We start from the raw sequence: 17536 nt of genomic DNA, 5'->3' as shown, positions 1-17536 counted from the left end.
GCGGTTCTTCGGATTGGCGGGATCGCAGCGGCCCCATTGGCCGCCGGGTACGCCGGCGATCACCGGCACGCCGCGCGACCCGCCACAGCCAAGGACGGTCACGCGCATCGCGCCGGTTGATGCGCCGTCCACTGTCATGCAGCCGCCTTGTCGAACAGGCGGAAGAAATTGTCGGTGGTGACCCGCGCCAGTTCCTCCGCCGACACTCCCTTCACCTCCGCCACGCAGGCCGCGGTGTGGGCGACGTAAGCCGGCTCGTTGCGCTTGCCGCGGAAGGGGATCGGCGCGAGGTAAGGCGCATCCGTCTCCACCAGGATGCGGTCGAGCGGCACGTCCTTCACGATGGCGCGCAGGTCTTCCGACTTCTTGAAGGTGACGATCCCGGACAGCGACAGGCTGAAGCCGTACTTCACCGCCTCTTCCGCCAGCGCCCGGCCGGAGCTGAAGCAATGCAGCAGCCCCTTCACCGGCTGGCCGGCCGCTTCCTCCTTGACGATGCGCATGGTGTCGTCGTCGGCGTCGCGGGTGTGGATGATCAGCGGCAGGCCGGTCTCCAGGCTGGCGCGGATGTGCCGGCGGAAGCACTCCTGCTGCTGGTCGCGCGGGCTCTTGTCGTAGAAATAATCGAGCCCGGTTTCGCCGAGCCCGATCACCTTGGGATGGCGCGACAGCTCCACCAACGTTTCGGTCGTGGTGATGGCGAACTCCTCCTGCGCCTGATGGGGATGGACCCCCACCGAGCAGAGGATGTCGTCATAGCGCTCCGCCACCGCCAGGATGCGGTCGAACCGGCTGATGTAGGTGCAGATGGTGACCATCCGCCCGATGCCGGCCTGCCGGGCGCGGTCGACGACCGCGTCCAGTTCTTCGGCGAAATCGGGAAAGTCGAGATGGCAATGGCTGTCGACGAGCATCAGGGAACTCAGGCCTTCGGTTCTTCGACGTAACGCGGGAAGACACCCTGCGGCGTCGGCAGCGGCGTGCCGGCAGCCAGCGCCCCCGACGGACCCAGCGTGCCGAAGCCGCGCGCATCCGGTCCCAGCGCCAGCAGGTCGAGGATCTTCGCGGAGCTGTCCGGCATCACCGGCTGGGTCAGGATCGCCAGATGACGGATCGTCTCGGCCAGCACATACAGCACGGTCGCCATGCGCGCCGGGTCGGTCTTCTTCAGCGCCCACGGGGCCTGTTCGTCGACATAGCGGTTGGCGTCGCCGACCACGGCCCAGATGGCATCCAGCGCCTTGTGGAACGCCTGCGCCTTGATCTCCGCCCGGACGATGTCCAGCATGCCGTAGGCCGAGCCGAGCAGCGTGTTGTCAGCCTCGGTGAACGCGCCCGGCGTCGGCACGGTGGCGCCGCAGTTCTTGCCGATCATCGACAGGACGCGCTGCACCAGATTGCCGTAATCGTTGGCGAGGTTGCCGTTGATCCGGTTGACCATCTGCTTGTGCGAGAAGTCGCCGTCATTGCCGAACGGCACTTCGCGCAGCAGGAAATAGCGGGTCTGGTCGAGGCCGTAGGTGTTGACCAGCGTTTCCGGCGCGATGACGTTGCCGAGAGACTTCGACATCTTCTGGCCTTCGATCGTCCACCAGCCATGGGCGAAGACACGGCGGGGCGGCTGCAGGCCGGCGGCCATCAGGAAGGCCGGCCAATAGACGGCATGGAAGCGCAGGATGTCCTTGCCGACCATGTGCAGGTCGGCCGGCCAGTACTTGGCATACTCACCCGTCGTGTCGGGATAGCCGACGGCGGTGATGTAGTTCGCCAGCGCGTCGAGCCAGACATACATGATGTGGGCGTCGTCGCCCGGCACCGGGATGCCCCACTTGAAGGTGGTGCGGCTGACCGACAGGTCTTTAAGCCCCGACTTGACGAAGGACATCACCTCGTTGCGCTTGCCGGCCGGGGCGATGAAGTCCGGATTCTGTTCATAAAACTCGATCAGCCGATCCTGCCAAGCCGAGAGCTTGAAGAAGTAGGACGGCTCCTCCACCCACTCGCACTCGGCGCCGGTGGGGGCGATCTTCTTGCCCTCGGCATTGGTGGTCAGTTCGTCCTCGCCATAGAAGGCTTCGTCGCGAACCGAATACCAGCCGGCGTAGGAGCCGAGATAAATCTCGCCCTTCTCCTTCAACACCGTCCACAGCGCCTGCACCGACTTGACGTGGCGCGGCTCGGTGGTGCGGATGAAGTCGTCGTTGGAATAGTTCATCAGCGACACGAGATCGCGGAAATTCTGCGACACCCGGTCGGTGAATTCCTGCGGCGCGATGCCGGCCTTTTCCGCCGACTTCTCCACCTTCTGGCCATGCTCGTCGGTGCCGGTCAGGAACTTCACGTCATAGCCGTCGAGGCGCATGAACCGGGCGAGGACGTCGCAGGCAAGCGTCGTGTAAGCGTGGCCGATGTGCGGCACGTCGTTCACGTAATAAATCGGCGTCGTCAGATAGAAGGTCTTCGGCCCGGCCATTTGCGGCACTTTCTTTCAAGTCAGGTTCAACCGGCAGGTTCAAGAAACAACGCTAGGCGGCGGCCGTTTCCAGCGCTGCCAGTGCGTTCAGGACCACCTGCTTGCGGTCCAGGTTTGCGGATTCCGCGCGCGCGAAAAGACGCTGAACCTTTTCCCACACCTCCACCCAACGTTCAAGACCGCGAGCATTGGCCAACCGGGTCATCAGGGCGGCCTCGCCCGGCACCACCTCCGCTGGCCAGGACCCGCGGGCGAGCGACCGGGCGAAGCGGGCCAGCCACCAGACCAGCAACTCCGTCGCCGTCTCGAACATCCCGTCGTCCTGTTTGCGGGTCAGCTTGTCGCCGAAGGCGTGAGCGGCGACGATGTCGATGCGCGGCAGGTCGGACAGCAGCCCGACCATCTCGCGGTACAGCGCCAATCCACCGGCATCTGCCAGATCGATGGCGCGGCCGACGCTGCCCTCCGACAGGCGGGCCAGCGCCGGACGGTCGTCGGCGGCGATGTCCGGCCGGTGCTGCCCCAGCAGGTCGATGACGGTGTCTTCCGCCAGCGGCTTCAGCGTCAGCTTGCGGCAGCGCGAGCGGATGGTCGGCAGCATCCCGCCGGGATTGTCGCTGACCAGCAGCAGCAGGGCGCCGGGCGGCGGCTCTTCCAGGATTTTCAGGATGGCGTTCAGGCCGCTCAGGTTCATGCGGTCGGCGCCGTCGATCACCGCGACGCGCCAGCCACCTTCCGCCGAGGTGCGGCGCAGGAACGGACCGATCTTGCGCACGTCGTCCACCGCAATGTCGCGCTTCAACCGGCCCTTCTTCTCGTCGCGCTGGCGCTCGATGGTCAGAAGATCGGCATGGCCGCCCGACGCCACCCGGCGGAACACCGGATGATCCGGGCCGATGTGCAGCGAGGTGACGGGAGCGTTCCCGCCGAACAGACTGTCCCCTGGCGGATCCTGAGCCAGGACGAAGCGGGCGAAGCGGAAGGCCAGCGTCGCCTTGCCAATCCCCGGCGTACCGCCGATCAGCCAGGCGTGTGGCAGCCGGCCGGAATTCCAGGCCTCCAGCAGCAGCCGTTCCGCCTCCTCATGCCCGACGAGATCCGGGTTGCGCCGCGGGGCGAGCGCCTCTTCCGCGGCGGGGGCCGCCGGGGCAGGGGTGCGCGCCTTGCTCACGACACCAGTCCCAGCCGCCCGGCGACGGCGTTCCAGACGCGGGCCTGCACCCCGTCAAGATCGGCGTCGGCGTCCACCACCGCGCAGCGCTCCGGCTCCCGCCGGGCGATGTCGAGGAAGCCGTCGCGCAGCCGCTGGTGAAAGCCAATGTCCATCCGCTCATAGCGGTCCTCGCCGCCATGGCGCGACGCGGCGCGGCGCAGACCCGTCTCGACGCCGATGTCCAGGATCAGCGTCAGGTCGGGGCGGAACTCGCCCAATGCCGCCCGCTGCAGGGTTTCCACCAACTGGCGCCCCAGCCCCAGGCCATAGCCCTGATAGGCCATGGTGCTGTCGAAGAAGCGGTCGCACAGCACCCACCGCCCGGCCTCCAGCGCCGGCCACACCGTCCGTTCCAGATGGTCGCGGCGGGCGGCGGTGTGCAGCAGCGCCTCCGTCACCGGGCTCCAGCGGCCGGTCTCGCCGGTCACCAGCAGGCCGCGAATTTCCTCCGCTCCCGGCGATCCGCCCGGCTCGCGCGTCGTCACGACGTCGATGCCGCGGGCGCGCAGACCGTCGGCCAGACGGCGCAGCTGCGTCGACTTGCCGGCCCCTTCGCCGCCTTCCAGCGTGATGAAGCGGCCACGGTTGGCGGAGGCGGTGAAGGAGGTCGGCATGGTCGTCACGATTACAGGCTGTTGCCGAAGACGAGATATTTGGCGGCGGCGAAGGCGCGGCCGACGAAGCCGGCCTTCGGCACGTCCTGCGCCGCAACCACCGGTACCTCCTTGCCTGGGAAGCCGGGGGCGGAGATGACCAGCTTGCCGACAGTGTCGCCCTTCTTGATCGGGGCGGCAACCGGCGCGCTGCTGACCAGCGACACCTTCATGCCGGGGCGGTCGGCGCGGGCCATGGTGACGCTCAGGTTCTGCGGCACGGTGACCGGCACCATATCCTGCTCGCCCAGCCAGACCGGCACCTGCTCGATCGTCTCGCCGCCCTTGTAGAGGGTGTAGGAGGCGAATTCACGGAAGCCCCACTCGATCAGCCGGGCCGATTCGTCGGCGCGCGCCTGCATGCTGGGCAGGCCGTTGACCACCAGCAGCAACCGGCGCCCCTCGCGCTCGCCCGACGCGGTCAGGCCATAGCCGCCGGCCTCGGTGTGGCCGGTCTTCAGCCCGTCCACATTCATGTTGCGGTAGAGCAGCGGATTGCGGTTGCCCTGGGTGATGCCGTGATACTTGAACTCCCGGATCGAATCGTACTTGTAGAACTCCGGGAAATCCTTGATCAGGCGCTCGGCAAGGAGCGCGAGGTCACGGGCGGTCATATAGTGGTTCGGGTCGGGCCAGCCGGTGGCGTTGACGAAGTTGCTGTTCTTCAGCCCCAGCTCGCGCGCCTTCTTGTTCGCCTGCTCGGCGAACGCCCCTTCCGACCCGGCCAGCCCTTCGGCCAGCACGATGCAGGCGTCGTTGCCGGACTGGACGATCATGCCCTTCAGCAGGTCGTCGACCTTGATGTTGTTGTGAAGCTCCACAAACATCTTGGAGCCCTGCATCCGCCAAGCCCGCTCGCTCACCGGCAGCGTGCTCTCCAGCGTCAGGCGGCCGGCCTTGATCGCCTCGAAGACCATGTAGGCGGTCATGATCTTGCTCATCGACGAGGGCGCCATGCGCTCGTCGGCGTTCTTCTCGAACAGCACGGTGTCCGAGGTCAGATCGACCAGGATCGCCTGCTTGGCGATGGTGTCGATGGTCGCGGCCTGGACCGAGACCGCGGTGAAGCCGGCGCCAATCGTGGCCCCGGCCATCGCAATTCCGGCCGCAACGGCGACGGAACGGCCGAAAACGGCGCACAGGCGGACGACAACAGCGTTCATGGCAACAATCCTCCAAGGGCACTCGGTACAGGCATTGGGTCATTGGCGCTCGGGAAGAGCAGCCGGGAATGAGGTCGGGTGGACGGATCAATCCACCACGATTTTGGCCTCCGTAAGGCCGGCCTGGATGATCTGGTTCAGCAGGCTGTCGGCACGGTCCACAGTGTCCAGCGGGCCGACGCGGACGCGGTGCAGGGTCATGCCGGCCGACCGCGTCTGGCTCACGCTGGCGCGCTGACCGATGGCGGAAAGCCGGGCGCGGGCCTTCGCGACATTCTCCTCGCTGCCGAAGGCGCCGACCTGCACATAGATGGCCTCGTGCGCCCTCACCGGCAATTGCGCCACCACCGGGGCCGGAACGAAGCGTCCTTCCGACATGGAGCCGGCGACGGTCGTGGGCGGGGGAATGGGGGCGCCGACCACCGCCGGGCGGGCGGCAGCCAGTGTCGTCACCGGTCCGGCCGGCCCCGTCACCTCGATCCGGCCGCGCGGAGCGGCCTTCGGCGGCGGACCGTCGAGTTCGGCCAGCATCGGGGCGGGCGTGCTCTGGCGCGCGGCGGCGGCGATGGCGCGGCTTTCCTCCGCCAGGATCTGCACGCGCACCTTGGCGGTGCCGGGGCCGTCGAAGCCCAGCAGCTGGGCGCCGCGGCGCGACATGTCGATGATGCGGCCGTTGGCGTAGGGGCCGCGGTCGTTGACGCGCACCACGATGGAGCGGCCGTTGTCCAGGTTGGTCACCCGCACCAGACTGGGCATCGGCAGCGTCTTGTGCGCGGCGGTCAACTCGTTCTGATCGTAGATCTCGCCGTTGGCGGTATTCTTCTCATGGAAGCCGGGGCCGTACCACGAGGCGATGCCGGTCTCGTCGTAGCTGTAATCTTCCTTGGGATAGTACCAGACGCCGTTGATCTGATAGGGCTTGCCCACCTTGTAGACGCCGCTGGTCGGAAGGCCCGAGCCGGTGCCGGCGGGCTTCTGCGCGCAAGCGGCGAGCGCTGCCACGCCGACCAGCACGACGACCCTGCTCACCCCGCGCCAGCGACGCATCCGCCAAACCCCTTCCTTCCCCAAACCCGGCCGGAACGCCAGGGCGGCGGCACTCTAGCGGGTTGGCATCGCCGCGCCAATGCCTCGAACGCGGCAGAAACACGATGACACAGCCCGTACGCGGGCCGGACCCTCAGGGGCCGGGGAACAGGCTATCGGTGCGGCCCATCAGCCAATAGGCGGTCAGCCCGATCCATTCCCGCACCGCGTCGTCGAGGATCACCAGATTCTGTCCGAACTCGAACCGCAGGTACGGCTTGGCATCGTGGCGGGTGCGGTAATCGACGGGGTAGGGAATCACCTCCCACCCGATCTGCCGGAAGATGCCGACCGACCGCGGCATGTGCATGGCCGACGTGACGAGGACCCAGCGCTCCCCCGGTGCCGGCTTGACCATCTCCTTGCTGAAGACCGCGTTCTCCCAGGTGTTGCGGGAGTCCACCTCATAGATCACGCGGTCGGCGGGGATGCCGGCCTGGGCCAAGGCGGCGCGGGCGGTGACGTCCTCCTTGTACTCCTGCCCCAGCAGCCGGCCGGACCCGCCGGTGAAGACGGCCTTGGCCTCCGGATGGCGGCGGACGAGGTCGGCGAATCCCAGCACCCGCTCCGCCGCCTCATTGACGGAGGGATCGCCGCGGTCGGCCGTGATCGGCGGGTTGACCGCGCCGCCCAGCATGATGATGCCGTCGATCCGCCCCTCCGGCTCCACCCGCGGGAAGCGGTTCTCCAGCGGCAGGGCGACCAGCGCGCCCAGCCCCGTATACATGACCAGCAGAAGCAGCACCGCCGCCAGCGTCACCAGCCGCCGCCCGGCGCGCTGCCAGCGCCGCGTCCGCAACAGCACCGCCCCCAGCGCCACCGCCAGCACCAGCGCATTGCCGGGCGCGAAGACGCCCCACAGCAGCTTCGACAGGATGAAGGACAGCACCGGCACGCTCACGATGGTCAAGGGGGGGGAGGGGGCGGAGCATAAGCGGGGCGGTTGGGATGGGGCAACCGCGGTCGCTTTCAGTACCGTCAGCCTCCAACCGGCGTGCACAGCTCCACGAGGGTGCCGTCGGGGCAGCGGATGAAGGAGACGGTCTGTCCCCACGGCATGGCCTTCGGCGGTGCCTGTTCGGTGGCGCCGGCGGTTAGTGCGGCGGCGTGTGCCGCTTCCACATCGTCGGTGACCAGGGCGATCTCGACGCCCAACGGCTTGTCGCTGCCGCTGGCGAAGACATAGCCGGCGGAGTGATGCGAGAGTGCCAGTTCCTGGCTGGCGAAGGACAGGGTGGTGGTGCCGGTGTCCAACTCGCCATAGTCGCCCGTTTCGGCGAGGAAGCGGCGGTTCAGCCCGAAAGCCTTTTCGAAGAAGGCCAGCGATGCGGCGACATCGGGAACGTAGAGAATGGTGTAGCCGAATTTCATTGGACTTCTCGCAAAGGTTGGAATGCCTGGTGGAGCACTCTATCACGCCCGGTCGCGCCAGTACCCCCACACCGATGCCGGCGGCAGGTTCCGCAGCGTGAAGCCCAACCGCTCCCCCTTCAGCCCCAGCGCCCCGCGGTTCAGCGGCGAATGCGGCATGAAGCTGTAGAGCAGGAAGCGTCCGCCGGGCCGCAGGATGCGGAAGGTGGCGTCCAGAACCTCGCGCTGGAATTCCAGCGGGAAGGTGATCATCGGGATGCCGATCACCACCGTGCCGACCTTGCCGCACAGCGCTTCGCCCAGCAGGTCCGGCGCCTTGCGGCAATCGTCGGCGATGACGGTGACGGCGGGGCAGCGGGCGCGCAGATGGCGGGCGAGGTCGCGGTCGATCTCGAAACTGTAGAGCCGGTCGGCGGGGATGCCGGACTCCAGGATCGCGGCGGTGATCGGGCCGGTGCCGCCGCCGAACTCTACCACCGCTTCGCCCGGCTCACAGCGGATCTCGCGGGTGATCCGGCGGCGCAGCGCCGGTGAGGACGGGGCGACCGACCCCATCGCCCAGGGATCGGCCAGCCAGCGGCGGAAGAACAGCCAGGATTCGGAAAGCGACGCGGGCGCCGTCTGGGTCATCTCTGAGCCTCCCTGAATCGGGACAGCCCGGCGGCTGCCCTACAGCGGAGTTGCTGCCAGAAGTTGGTGACCTGCGTATGACAGCCCGCTCGCCACCAGCGTCAAAAACACCAGCGCCGCCACGGTCAGCCCCAGCCCAATGCCGATGGCGCCGCCGTCGCGCTCGATCAGCCCCAGCGAGATCAGCACCAGCGCGAAGCCCGGCAGCCAGCCGGTCAGCGGCAGCGGCACGATGCAGGTCAGCGTCAGGATGAACAGCAGAAGCCCGAACCAGCGCTCCTGATCGATGCGGGCGAGGCGGTGGAGCCGCGGCTTCAGCATCCGCTCGATCCCCGTCAGACGCGGCATGGCGGCGTCCAGCGTGCGCGCCGCCAGCCCGGTGCCGATGGAGCGGCGAAGCAGCCAGTCCGGCAGCCCCGCCCCGCGCCGGCCGAAGGCGAGCTGGGCGGTGTAGAGCACGATGGGGAGGTCGAACAGGCAGGACACGCCCAGCGGCACCGGTGCGATGGTGGGCAGCGACAGCGCCAGCAGGATAGTGCCGAGCGAGCGGTCGCCCAGCGCCCGGATCAGGTCGCCCAGCGTGACCCGCCCGGCCGGCAGGTTGGCGCGGAAGCGGGCCAGCACGTCCGACGTCCGCTCCTCCTCCATCGCATCGCACAGCGCGGGCAGGGCGACGGTGCCGTCGCGCTGCTGCTCGCCGGCCTCATCGGCGAGCGGGTGGTCGATGTGGTGATCGGCGTTCAAACGCCGGCCTCCGCCGCGGCGCTCTCGTAGAGTTCGAGCGCCTCCAGCCAGGTTTCTTCCGCGGTCGCCAGCTTCTTCTCCACCGTGCCCAGGTCGATCTGCAGCTTGGTCAGCTTGTCCGACGGGCCGCTGTAGAGCGCGGGGTCGGCCATTTTCGCCTCGATCTTGCGCTTCTCCTCGCTCAGCTTGGTCACCAGCGCCTCGGCGTCGGTGGCCTTGCGTTTCAAGGGCGCGAGCGCCGTACGCGCCTCGGCGGCGGCGCGGCGCTGGTCCTTCTTGTTCGGCCCGGCGTCGCGCTCGACACCACCCTTCGCCACCGCCCGCTCCGCCTTGGCGCGGTCGAGCAGATAGCGGCGGTAGTCGTCGAGATCGCCGTCATAGGCCTGCACCGTGCCGTCGGCGACCAGCAGCAGCCGGTCCACCGTCATCTCGATCAGGTGCGGGTCGTGGCTGATGATGATGACGGCGCCGGGGAAGTCGTTGATCGCCTCGATCAGCGCTTCGCGGCTGTCGATGTCCAGATGGTTGGTCGGTTCGTCCAGCATCAGGATGTGCGGGACTTCCCGGCTCATCAGCGCCAGCAGAAGCCGGGCCTTCTCGCCACCCGACAGGTTGGCGATCTTGGTCTCCGCCTTCGCCTGGGGGAAGCCGAAGCGGCCCAGATGGGCGCGCACCTTCTCCTCCAGCGCCAGCGGCATGATGCGCTGGGTCTGCTGGATCGGCGTCAGCGACAGGTCCAGTTCCTCGGCCTGATGCTGGGCGAAATAGCCGATGCGCAGCTTGGACGACCGCCGCATCTCGCCGGCCATCGGCTGCAGCCGGTTGGCCAGCAGCTTGACCAGCGTCGACTTGCCGTTGCCGTTGGCGCCCAAGAGGCCGATGCGGTCCTCCATGTCGATGCGCAGGTTGACCCGTCGCAGGATCACCTTGTCGCCATAGCCGATGCTCACCCCCTCCAGCGCGATCAGCGGCGGCGCCAGCTCGTCGGGCGGCGGGAAGTTGAAGACGACCTCGGGATCGTCCTCCATCAGCGTGATCGACTCCATCTTCTCCAGCAGCTTCAGGCGGCTCTGCGCCTGACGGGCCTTGCTGGCCTTGAAGCGGAAGCGGTCGACATAGGACATCATGTGCTTGCGCCGCGCCTCCTGCTTGGCGGCCATGGAGGCGATGCGCTCCTGGTTGGCGCGGCGCTGCGCCAGGAACTGGTCGTAATTGCCGCTGTAGGTGACGAGCTTGCCCTGGTCGATGTGGATCGTCGTGGTCGGCACCGCATTCAGCAGCTCGCGGTCATGACTGACCAGCAGGATGGTGTGCGGGTAGTTCTTCAGATAACCCTCGAGCCAGATGGTCGCTTCGAGGTCGAGGTGGTTGGTCGGCTCGTCCAGCAGCAGCAGGTCGGGGCGGGAGAACAGCACGCCGGCAAGCGCCACGCGCATCCGCCAGCCGCCGGAGAAATCGGAACAGGGCCGCTGTTGCGCCTCGGCGTCGAATCCCAGGCCGGACAGCACCTGTGCGGCGCGCGACGGGGCGGAATGCGCCTCGATGTCGGCGAGCCTCGCGTGGATTTCGCCGATGCGCATCGGGTCGGTCGCCGTCTCGGCCTCCGCCAGCAGGGCGGTGCGTTCGGTGTCGGCAGCAAGCACGGCGTCGATCAGCAAGGTCGGGCCGCTGGGGGCCTCCTGCGCCACCATGCCCATCCGCATGCCGGCCGGCAGGGTGACGGCGCCGGCATCCGTCTGCAGCTGGCCCGAGATCAGCTTCAGCAGGGTCGATTTCCCGGTGCCGTTGCGCCCGACCAGCGCCACGCGGTGCCCTTTGGACACCACCGCCGTCGCGTGGTCGAACAACACTCGGCCGCCGAAGCGGAAGGTCAGGTCATTGATGTGCAGCATAGCGCGCGAGGATGTAGCACGAGGGGCCGCGGATTTGAAGCGGGGGCCGGCGAATGGCACGGCTTTGTCCCGTGCGGGACGGCCCGGATGCCGGGCCTGCAGCCGGTCGCGGGGCAACGAATTTGTTTGAACACGACTATTCCGGAGAACGGAATCGCCACCCGGTCTTTTTTAATTGAACGTTCAATCAACAAAAATCAGTCTGTCCTCGTGGAATGATCGTGCAGCGATCCAATGCACCTCTGGGACCCGGAATCAGGGAGACGGGACATGATGCGATTCGGACGGCAGGCCCATTACATCCACGGCCGTCCTGTTGAAGGCGAGGGTGAGGAGCGTTTCGCCACCGTCAATCCGGCGACCGGGGAAACTCTGGCCGAGGTGGCGCAGGCGACATCCGCCGATGTGGACCGCGCCGTCGACAGCGCCTGCGCCGGGCAGGCGGTGTGGGCGGCGATGACGGCGATGGAGCGGGCGCGGATGCTGCGCCGGGCCGTCGCCCTGCTGCGCGAGCGCAACGACGCGCTTGCGGAAATCGAAACGCTGGACACCGGCAAGCCGCTGAGCGAGACGCGGGCGGTCGACATCGTCACCGGTGCCGACGTGCTGGAATATTACGCCGGCCTCGCCCCGGCGCTGGAAGGCCGCCAGATCCCGCTGCGCCCGACCTCCTTCGTCTACACCCGCCGCGAGCCGCTGGGGGTGGTGGCCGGCATCGGCGCCTGGAACTACCCGATCCAGATCGCGCTGTGGAAATCGGCTCCGGCGCTGGCCGCCGGCAACGCCATGATCTTCAAGCCGAGCGAGGTGACGCCGCTGACCGCCCTGCATCTTGCGGCGATCTACAGCGAGGCCGGGCTGCCCGACGGCGTGTTCAACGTCCTGCAGGGTGACGGCCGGGTCGGCGCCATGCTGGCCAACCATCCTGGCATCGAGAAGCTGTCCTTCACCGGCGGGGTTGAGACCGGCAAGCGGGTGATGGCCGCGGCGGGCGGATCGACCCTGAAGGAGGTGACGATGGAGCTGGGCGGGAAATCGCCGCTGATCGTCTTCGCCGACGCCGATCCCAACCGCGCCGCCGACATCGCCATGATGGCGAACTTCTACAGCTCCGGTCAGGTCTGCACCAACGGCACCCGCGTCTTTGTCCACCGCAGCATCGCGGCTGCGTTCGAGGACCGGCTGATGGCCCGCGTGCGCCGCATCCGCATGGGCGATCCGCTGGACCCCGACACCAATTTCGGTCCGCTCGCCAGCTTCTCCCACCGCGACAAGGTGCTGCGCTACATCGAGGCCGGCAAGGCGGAGGGCGCGCGGCTCCTGGCCGGCGGCGGCGTTCCGGAGGGGGCCGCCTTCGCGCGCGGTGCCTATGTGGCGCCCACGGTCTTCACCGACTGCCACGACGGCATGACCATCGTGCGCGAGGAGATCTTCGGCCCCGTCCTGTCGATCCTGACCTTCGACGACGAGGAGGAGGTCATCACGCGGGCCAACGCCACCAGCTACGGCCTTGCCGCCGGACTGGTCACCACCGATCTGGCCTGCGCCCACCGGGTGATCCACCGGCTGGAGGCCGGCATCTGCTGGATCAACAGCTGGGGTGAATCGCCGCCGGAGATGCCGGTCGGCGGCTACAAGCAGTCGGGCATCGGCCGCGAGAACGGGGTCGAGACGCTGGACCACTACACCCGCGTGAAGTCGGTCCAGGTCGAGTTGGGAGCCTACTCCTCAGTGTTCTGAGCCGTCTTTCAGAAAAGGCCACCTTTCGAAAAAGGGGTGTTCGATGTCGAATTCACCGACCTCCGGGGCCGCTGCGCCGGAGAACGGCACCGCTGTGCCCGCCGCCATGTCCACGATAGCCCCTGCGGCGCGCGAGTATGACTACATCATCGTCGGCGCCGGGTCGGCGGGCAACGTCCTCGCCTGCCGTCTGACGGAGGATGCCGGCGTCAGCGTCCTGCTGCTGGAGGCGGGTGGACCCGACCACCGGCTGGATTACCGCACCCAGATGCCGGCGGCGCTGGCCTTTCCGCTGCAGGGCCGCCGCTACAACTGGGCCTATGAGACCGAACCCGAACCGCACATGGAGAACCGCCGGATGGAGTGCGGGCGCGGCAAGGGGCTGGGCGGTTCGTCGCTGATCAACGGCATGTGCTACATTCGCGGCAATGCGTTGGACTATGACGGCTGGGCCGAGCTGCCGGGGCTGGAGGACTGGAGCTATCTCGACTGCCTGCCCTATTTCCGCAAGGCGGAGACGCGCGACATCGGCCCCAATGCCTATCACGGCGGCGACGGACCGCTGTTCGTCACCACCGCCAAGCCGGGCGTCAATCCGCTTTACGAGGCGATGGTGGAGGCGGGGGCGCAGGCCGGCTATGGCCGCACCGACGATCTGAACGGCTACCGCCAGGAGGGTTTCGGCCCGATGGACCGCACCGTGACCGCGCAGGGCCGGCGCTGCAGCACGGCCCGCGGCTATCTCGACCGGGCGCGGGGGCGGCCGGGGCTGACCATCGTCACCCACGCGATGACCGACCGCATCCTGTTCGACGGACGCCGCGCCGTCGGCGTCGCCTATCTGCGCAACGGCACGCCGGTGACGGCGCGGGCGCGGCGGGAGGTGCTGCTGTGCGCTGGTGCCATCGCCTCTCCGGCGATCCTGCAACGCTCAGGCGTGGGGCCGTCGCCACTGCTGCGCGAGCTGGGTGTGCCGGCGGTGATCGACCTGCCGGGAGTCGGCGGCGATCTCCAGGACCATCTGGAGATGTACATCCAGTATGAATGCCGCCAGCCGGTGTCGCTCTATCCCGCGCTGAAATGGTGGAACCAGCCGGCCATCGGCGCCGAATGGCTGTTCCTGGGCACCGGCATCGGCGCCAGCAACCAGTTCGAGGCCGGCGGCTTCATCCGCACCGGCGACGACGTGCCCTGGCCCAACATCCAGTACCATTTCCTCCCCGTCGCCATCAGCTACAACGGCACCAACGCGGTGGAGGCGCACGGCTTCCAGGCTCATGTCGGCTCGATGCGCTCGCCCAGCAAGGGGCGGGTCCATGCCCGGTCGCGCGATCCGGGGCAGGCGCCGAGCATCCTGTTCAACTACATGGCCGATCCGCAGGACTGGCGGGAGTTCCGCGCCGGCATCCGCATCACCCGCGACATCATGCGGCAGCGCGCCCTGGCTCCCTATCGTGGGGAGGAGATCAGCCCCGGCGTCCATTGCGTCACCGACGCCGACCTCGACGCCTTCGTCCGCCATCACGCCGAGACGGCCTATCACCCCTGCGGCACCTGCCGGATGGGGACCGACGACGGCGCGGTGGTGGATGGTCAGGGCCGGGTGCATGGGCTGGAGGGCCTGCGCGTCATCGACGCCTCGATCATGCCGCGCATCGTTACCGGCAACCTGAACGCGCCCACCATCATGATGGCGGAGAAGCTCGCCGACGCGGTGCGCGGCCGTCCGCCGCTGCCGCGCGCCGACGTCCCCTATTACGTCGCCGAGGCCGCCATCAACGAAAAGGAGACCCGGAAGGAGAGCCAGAGGGAACAACGACTGCGGGCCTGACCCCGCAAGCCGACAACGACAACCACAAGCAAGGAGAACAGGGATATGGGCAATACATTCGGTAAACTCTGCGGTCTGGCCGTCGGCCTGATGCTGGCAACCGGGACTGCCGCCCTGCCGGCGGTCGCCGCCGATCCGGCATCCTGCAAGGCGGTGCGTTTCGGCGACGTGGGATGGACCGACATCGCGGCGACGACGGCGCTCGCGTCGGTCACGCTGGAGGCGCTGGGCTACCAGCCGACCACCAGCATCTCGTCGGTGCCGGTCGTCTATCTCGGGCTGAAGACCAAGTCGCTGGACGTGTTCCTCGGCAACTGGATGCCCACCATGGAGACCTTCATCAAACCGGTGCTGGAGGACGGCTCCGTCGAGGTGACGCGCGTCAACCTGGAAGGCGCCAAATACACGCTGGCCGTGCCGACCTATGCCGCCGAGGCCGGGCTGAAGAGCTTCAAGGATCTGGCGAAGTACAAGGACAAGCTGGACGGCAAGATCTACGGCATCGAGGCCGGCAATGACGGCAACCTCGTCATCGACAAGATGCTGAAGGCCGACGCCTTCGGGCTGAAGGACTTCAAGATGGTGGAATCCAGCGAGGCCGGCATGCTGGCCGAGGTGAAGCGGGCGGTCCGGTCCAAGAAGTGGATCGTCTTCCTGGGCTGGGCGCCGCACCCGATGAACAAGACGATGGACATCACCTATCTGGCCGACGGCGACGACTGGTTCGGCCCGAATTTCGGCGGCGCCACCGTCAGCACCAACGTGCGCAAGGGCTATGCCGCCGAATGCCCGAATGTCGGCAAGTTCCTGTCCAATCTGGTCTTCACCCTGGACATGGAGAATTCGGTGATGGACGGCATCATGAACGGCGGCCGCAAGCCGGAAGCGGTGGCCGCCGATTGGCTGAAGAAGAATCCCGCCATCCTGAAGACCTGGCTGTCCGGCGTCACCACGCTGGACGGAAAGGACGGTCTGGCCGCTGCACAGGCCAAGCTGGGCGCGCTGAAATCCTGACCTGACTCCGTGTTTCCGCAATGCCTCCTCGACTCCGGCCGCGACGGGATGCCGTCGCGGCCGCTTTTTTTCGGGAGGCAGGCGACGCCCGCCCCCCAACGAACGCCTTGCCGCGCCGCGAAAGCGCCTCTATAAAGCGGCCCATCCGGCGCCCCGGTCTTCCGGCGGCGCCTGCGTGTTTTTAAATCGGCGAAAAGCCCCATTCCCGCAGGAGTCACCACCATGGCCGTCGAACGGACCCTCTCGATCATCAAGCCCGATGCCACCCGCCGCAACCTGACCGGCAAGATCAACGCCAAGTTCGAAGACGGCGGCCTGCGCATCATCGCCCAGAAGCGCGTCCAGCTGTCGAAGGCCCAGGCCGAGCAGTTCTACGGCGTGCATCGCGAGCGTCCGTTCTTCGGCGATCTGGTCTCCTTCATGATCTCCGGTCCGGTGGTGCTGCAGGTTCTGGAAGGCGAGAACGCCATCGCCCGCAACCGCGAGATCATGGGCGCCACCAACCCGGCCAACGCCGCCGAGGGCACCATCCGTAAGGAGTTCGCCGAGTCGATCGAGGCCAACTCGGTCCACGGTTCGGACGCCCCGGAGACCGCCGCCCAGGAGATCGCCTTCTTCTTCGCCGGCATCGAGCTGGTCGGCTGATCCTGCGCGCTTGACCTTCGTCAGGCTTGCCGAAAGGGCCGCTCCCGAGAGGGGGCGGCCCTTTTTGCGTTTTGCGTCAAGCTCTGGCAGTATCGGGGGCCATGAACATGTTGCCCCGCAGACGCCGGGGCCGATCCCGACAGGAGTTGCCCGCGATGGAATCCCAATCCGCAAAGCCGATCATCGCGGCGCTGCTGCAACCGCTGCCGGTGCTGACCCAGCCGCAGGCCCGCAACGACCTGTCCGACGAATCCGTGGTGCGGCTGCTGGTCCGCCAGTTCATCGACCTCAGCCTGGACGCCTTCAATCAGGTTCTCCAGGGCAAGCTCGACCAGGACGAGGCGGTGGACGGCATCAACCGTCAGGCCATCGCGCTCAACTCCGTCTTCCTCGGCACCAGCGGCTTCGAATCCGTCATCACCCATCCGTGGAACACGCCGGAACAGTTGGGCGCCTTCCTGAAGGATGTGGTGGCGCTGGAATATCCGGAGGACGACTGCGTCCGCGCCATGCTGATCCATCTGGCGACCCAGGTGATGCACGCGCTGCGCCTTCCCGACGAGGAGCGCAACGAGGAGGTGGAGGCGCTGACTCTCGACGCCGCCGACCTGCTGCTCGGCCGCGCCCCGGAAGACGACGGCGAGATCGACATCGACATCGACGTCTGAGCGGTCGCCTCCAGCATCCCGGCGGCTTCACCCCGCCGGGTTCAGGTTCACCTCGATCAGCACCGTGTCCTCGATGAAGTCAGCGCTGTGCCAGGCCTCGGGGTCGAAGCGGATGACCATCCCAGGCCGCAAGTCCACCGGGCCGGCTTCGCAGGTCAGCAGGGCGCGGCCTTCCACGACGATGACGAACTGTTCGTGCGCATGGGCGTAGCGCGGGGCGGCGGTCCCGGCCTTGATGACGATGTGCTTCAGCGACGCACCGGTGCCGGGAAAGCTGCGCCGCTCCACGCCGTCCGCCGTCTGGGCCGGCAGGTTGCTCCAGGTGATCACGTCGGCCTTCGGGGCGCCAGTGGGAGTAGCGGGGGGAGTGGCGGGGGGCATGGTGGGGTCCTTCCTTGCGAAACTCACCGGCT

The 17536-nt window shown here is 67.7% G+C and carries 17 protein-coding genes and 1 pseudogene; 5 read left to right on the top strand and 13 right to left on the bottom strand.

Translation table 11 applies throughout. The features are described 5' to 3' along the window. The 12 genes and pseudogenes from TSH20_RS35630 to TSH20_RS08700 form a co-directional block, all read right to left on the bottom strand. A pseudogene (locus TSH20_RS35630) lies at positions 1 to 108 on the bottom strand (MBL fold metallo-hydrolase); the annotation flags it as partial. Between the two features lie 26 nt (positions 109 to 134). After that, a complete protein-coding gene (locus TSH20_RS08750) occupies positions 135 to 914 on the bottom strand; it encodes a TatD family hydrolase (protein WP_109074363.1) in 780 nt (259 codons plus the stop codon). Positions 915 to 922: 8 nt separating this feature from the next. Further along, on the bottom strand, positions 923 to 2473 hold the full coding sequence (metG, locus tag TSH20_RS08745) for a methionine--tRNA ligase (RefSeq protein WP_109074362.1): 1551 nt from the start codon (positions 2471 to 2473) through the stop codon (positions 923 to 925). 52 nt (positions 2474 to 2525) lie between these two features. Continuing rightward, positions 2526 to 3644, bottom strand: a complete 1119-nt coding sequence (locus TSH20_RS08740) for a DNA polymerase III subunit delta' (RefSeq protein WP_109074361.1) — start codon at positions 3642 to 3644, stop codon at positions 2526 to 2528. Next, a complete protein-coding gene (gene tmk / locus TSH20_RS08735; RefSeq protein WP_109074367.1) occupies positions 3641 to 4300 on the bottom strand; it encodes a dTMP kinase in 660 nt (219 codons plus the stop codon). The genes TSH20_RS08740 and tmk overlap by 4 nt, the downstream gene beginning before the upstream one ends. 11 nt (positions 4301 to 4311) lie before the next feature. Beyond that, entirely contained in the window at positions 4312 to 5502 is a 1191-nt protein-coding gene (locus TSH20_RS08730) for a D-alanyl-D-alanine carboxypeptidase family protein (RefSeq protein WP_109074360.1), read from the bottom strand. A gap of 87 nt (positions 5503 to 5589) precedes the next feature. Next, positions 5590 to 6549, bottom strand: a complete 960-nt coding sequence (locus TSH20_RS08725) for a septal ring lytic transglycosylase RlpA family protein (protein WP_109074359.1) — start codon at positions 6547 to 6549, stop codon at positions 5590 to 5592. Between the two features lie 133 nt (positions 6550 to 6682). After that, positions 6683 to 7489, bottom strand: coding sequence for a YdcF family protein (locus TSH20_RS08720; protein ID WP_109074366.1), 807 nt, complete (start codon positions 7487 to 7489; stop codon positions 6683 to 6685). A 77-nt stretch (positions 7490 to 7566) separates the two neighbouring features. Further along, positions 7567 to 7959: a VOC family protein gene (locus TSH20_RS08715; protein ID WP_109074358.1), complete on the bottom strand. Its 393-nt coding sequence runs from the start codon at positions 7957 to 7959 to the stop codon at positions 7567 to 7569. Positions 7960 to 8001: 42 nt separating this feature from the next. Then, positions 8002 to 8589, bottom strand: coding sequence for a phospholipid methyltransferase (locus TSH20_RS08710; protein WP_109074357.1), 588 nt, complete (start codon positions 8587 to 8589; stop codon positions 8002 to 8004). Between the two features lie 39 nt (positions 8590 to 8628). Next, a complete protein-coding gene (locus tag TSH20_RS08705; protein WP_247871529.1) occupies positions 8629 to 9333 on the bottom strand; it encodes an exopolysaccharide biosynthesis protein in 705 nt (234 codons plus the stop codon). Continuing rightward, positions 9330 to 11225: an ABC-F family ATP-binding cassette domain-containing protein gene (locus TSH20_RS08700; RefSeq protein WP_109074356.1), complete on the bottom strand. Its 1896-nt coding sequence runs from the start codon at positions 11223 to 11225 to the stop codon at positions 9330 to 9332. Before TSH20_RS08700 ends, TSH20_RS08705 begins: the two co-directional genes overlap by 4 nt. Before the next feature lie 270 nt (positions 11226 to 11495). On the opposite strand from TSH20_RS08700, the gene betB reads away from it, so the two are divergent. The 5 genes from betB (at position 11496) to TSH20_RS08675 (ending at position 17123) form a co-directional block, all read left to right on the top strand. Further along, positions 11496 to 12965, top strand: coding sequence for a betaine-aldehyde dehydrogenase (betB, locus tag TSH20_RS08695; RefSeq protein ID WP_109074355.1), 1470 nt, complete (start codon positions 11496 to 11498; stop codon positions 12963 to 12965). A gap of 106 nt (positions 12966 to 13071) precedes the next feature. Then, complete coding sequence (gene betA / locus TSH20_RS08690; RefSeq protein WP_109074364.1) at positions 13072 to 14796, top strand: choline dehydrogenase; 1725 nt, start codon at positions 13072 to 13074, stop codon at positions 14794 to 14796. A gap of 45 nt (positions 14797 to 14841) precedes the next feature. Further along, positions 14842 to 15810: a choline ABC transporter substrate-binding protein gene (locus TSH20_RS08685; RefSeq protein WP_109074354.1), complete on the top strand. Its 969-nt coding sequence runs from the start codon at positions 14842 to 14844 to the stop codon at positions 15808 to 15810. Positions 15811 to 16032: 222 nt separating this feature from the next. Beyond that, positions 16033 to 16455 carry a nucleoside-diphosphate kinase gene (gene ndk, locus TSH20_RS08680; RefSeq protein WP_085089708.1) on the top strand — a complete coding sequence of 141 codons (423 nt, stop codon included), beginning with the start codon at positions 16033 to 16035 and terminating at the stop codon, positions 16453 to 16455. A 155-nt stretch (positions 16456 to 16610) separates the two neighbouring features. Further along, positions 16611 to 17123 (top strand): hypothetical protein, encoded by a 513-nt coding sequence (locus tag TSH20_RS08675; RefSeq protein ID WP_109074353.1) that lies wholly within the window; start codon positions 16611 to 16613, stop codon positions 17121 to 17123. A 27-nt stretch (positions 17124 to 17150) separates the two neighbouring features. On the opposite strand, the gene TSH20_RS08670 is transcribed toward TSH20_RS08675, so the two are convergent. Then, positions 17151 to 17536 (bottom strand): cupin domain-containing protein (locus tag TSH20_RS08670; RefSeq protein ID WP_109074352.1); only part of this gene is annotated, 386 nt, incomplete at its 5' end.

Origin of the sequence: Azospirillum sp. TSH20 (genome assembly GCF_003115935.1) — a bacterium.
GTDB lineage: Bacteria > Pseudomonadota > Alphaproteobacteria > Azospirillales > Azospirillaceae > Azospirillum.
Note: the sequence above shows the minus strand (reverse complement) of the source record. Positions and strands in the feature narration are given on the sequence as shown.

Excerpts from the sequence above, each read along its gene's own strand:
- TSH20_RS08675 (WP_109074353.1), top strand. The coding sequence starts at position 16,611 with ATGGAATCCCAATCCGCAAAGCCGATCATCGCGGCGCTGCTGCAACCG.
- betA (WP_109074364.1), top strand. The coding sequence starts at position 13,072 with ATGTCCACGATAGCCCCTGCGGCGCGCGAGTATGACTACATCATCGTC.
- betB (WP_109074355.1), top strand. The coding sequence starts at position 11,496 with ATGATGCGATTCGGACGGCAGGCCCATTACATCCACGGCCGTCCTGTT.
- TSH20_RS08710 (WP_109074357.1), bottom strand. The coding sequence starts at position 8,589 with ATGACCCAGACGGCGCCCGCGTCGCTTTCCGAATCCTGGCTGTTCTTC.
- TSH20_RS08685 (WP_109074354.1), top strand. The coding sequence starts at position 14,842 with ATGGGCAATACATTCGGTAAACTCTGCGGTCTGGCCGTCGGCCTGATG.
- TSH20_RS08750 (WP_109074363.1), bottom strand. The coding sequence starts at position 914 with ATGCTCGTCGACAGCCATTGCCATCTCGACTTTCCCGATTTCGCCGAA.
- TSH20_RS08730 (WP_109074360.1), bottom strand. The coding sequence starts at position 5,502 with ATGAACGCTGTTGTCGTCCGCCTGTGCGCCGTTTTCGGCCGTTCCGTC.
- tmk (WP_109074367.1), bottom strand. The coding sequence starts at position 4,300 with ATGCCGACCTCCTTCACCGCCTCCGCCAACCGTGGCCGCTTCATCACG.
- metG (WP_109074362.1), bottom strand. The coding sequence starts at position 2,473 with ATGGCCGGGCCGAAGACCTTCTATCTGACGACGCCGATTTATTACGTG.
- TSH20_RS08700 (WP_109074356.1), bottom strand. The coding sequence starts at position 11,225 with ATGCTGCACATCAATGACCTGACCTTCCGCTTCGGCGGCCGAGTGTTG.
- TSH20_RS08725 (WP_109074359.1), bottom strand. The coding sequence starts at position 6,549 with ATGCGTCGCTGGCGCGGGGTGAGCAGGGTCGTCGTGCTGGTCGGCGTG.
- ndk (WP_085089708.1), top strand. The coding sequence starts at position 16,033 with ATGGCCGTCGAACGGACCCTCTCGATCATCAAGCCCGATGCCACCCGC.
- TSH20_RS08715 (WP_109074358.1), bottom strand. The coding sequence starts at position 7,959 with ATGAAATTCGGCTACACCATTCTCTACGTTCCCGATGTCGCCGCATCG.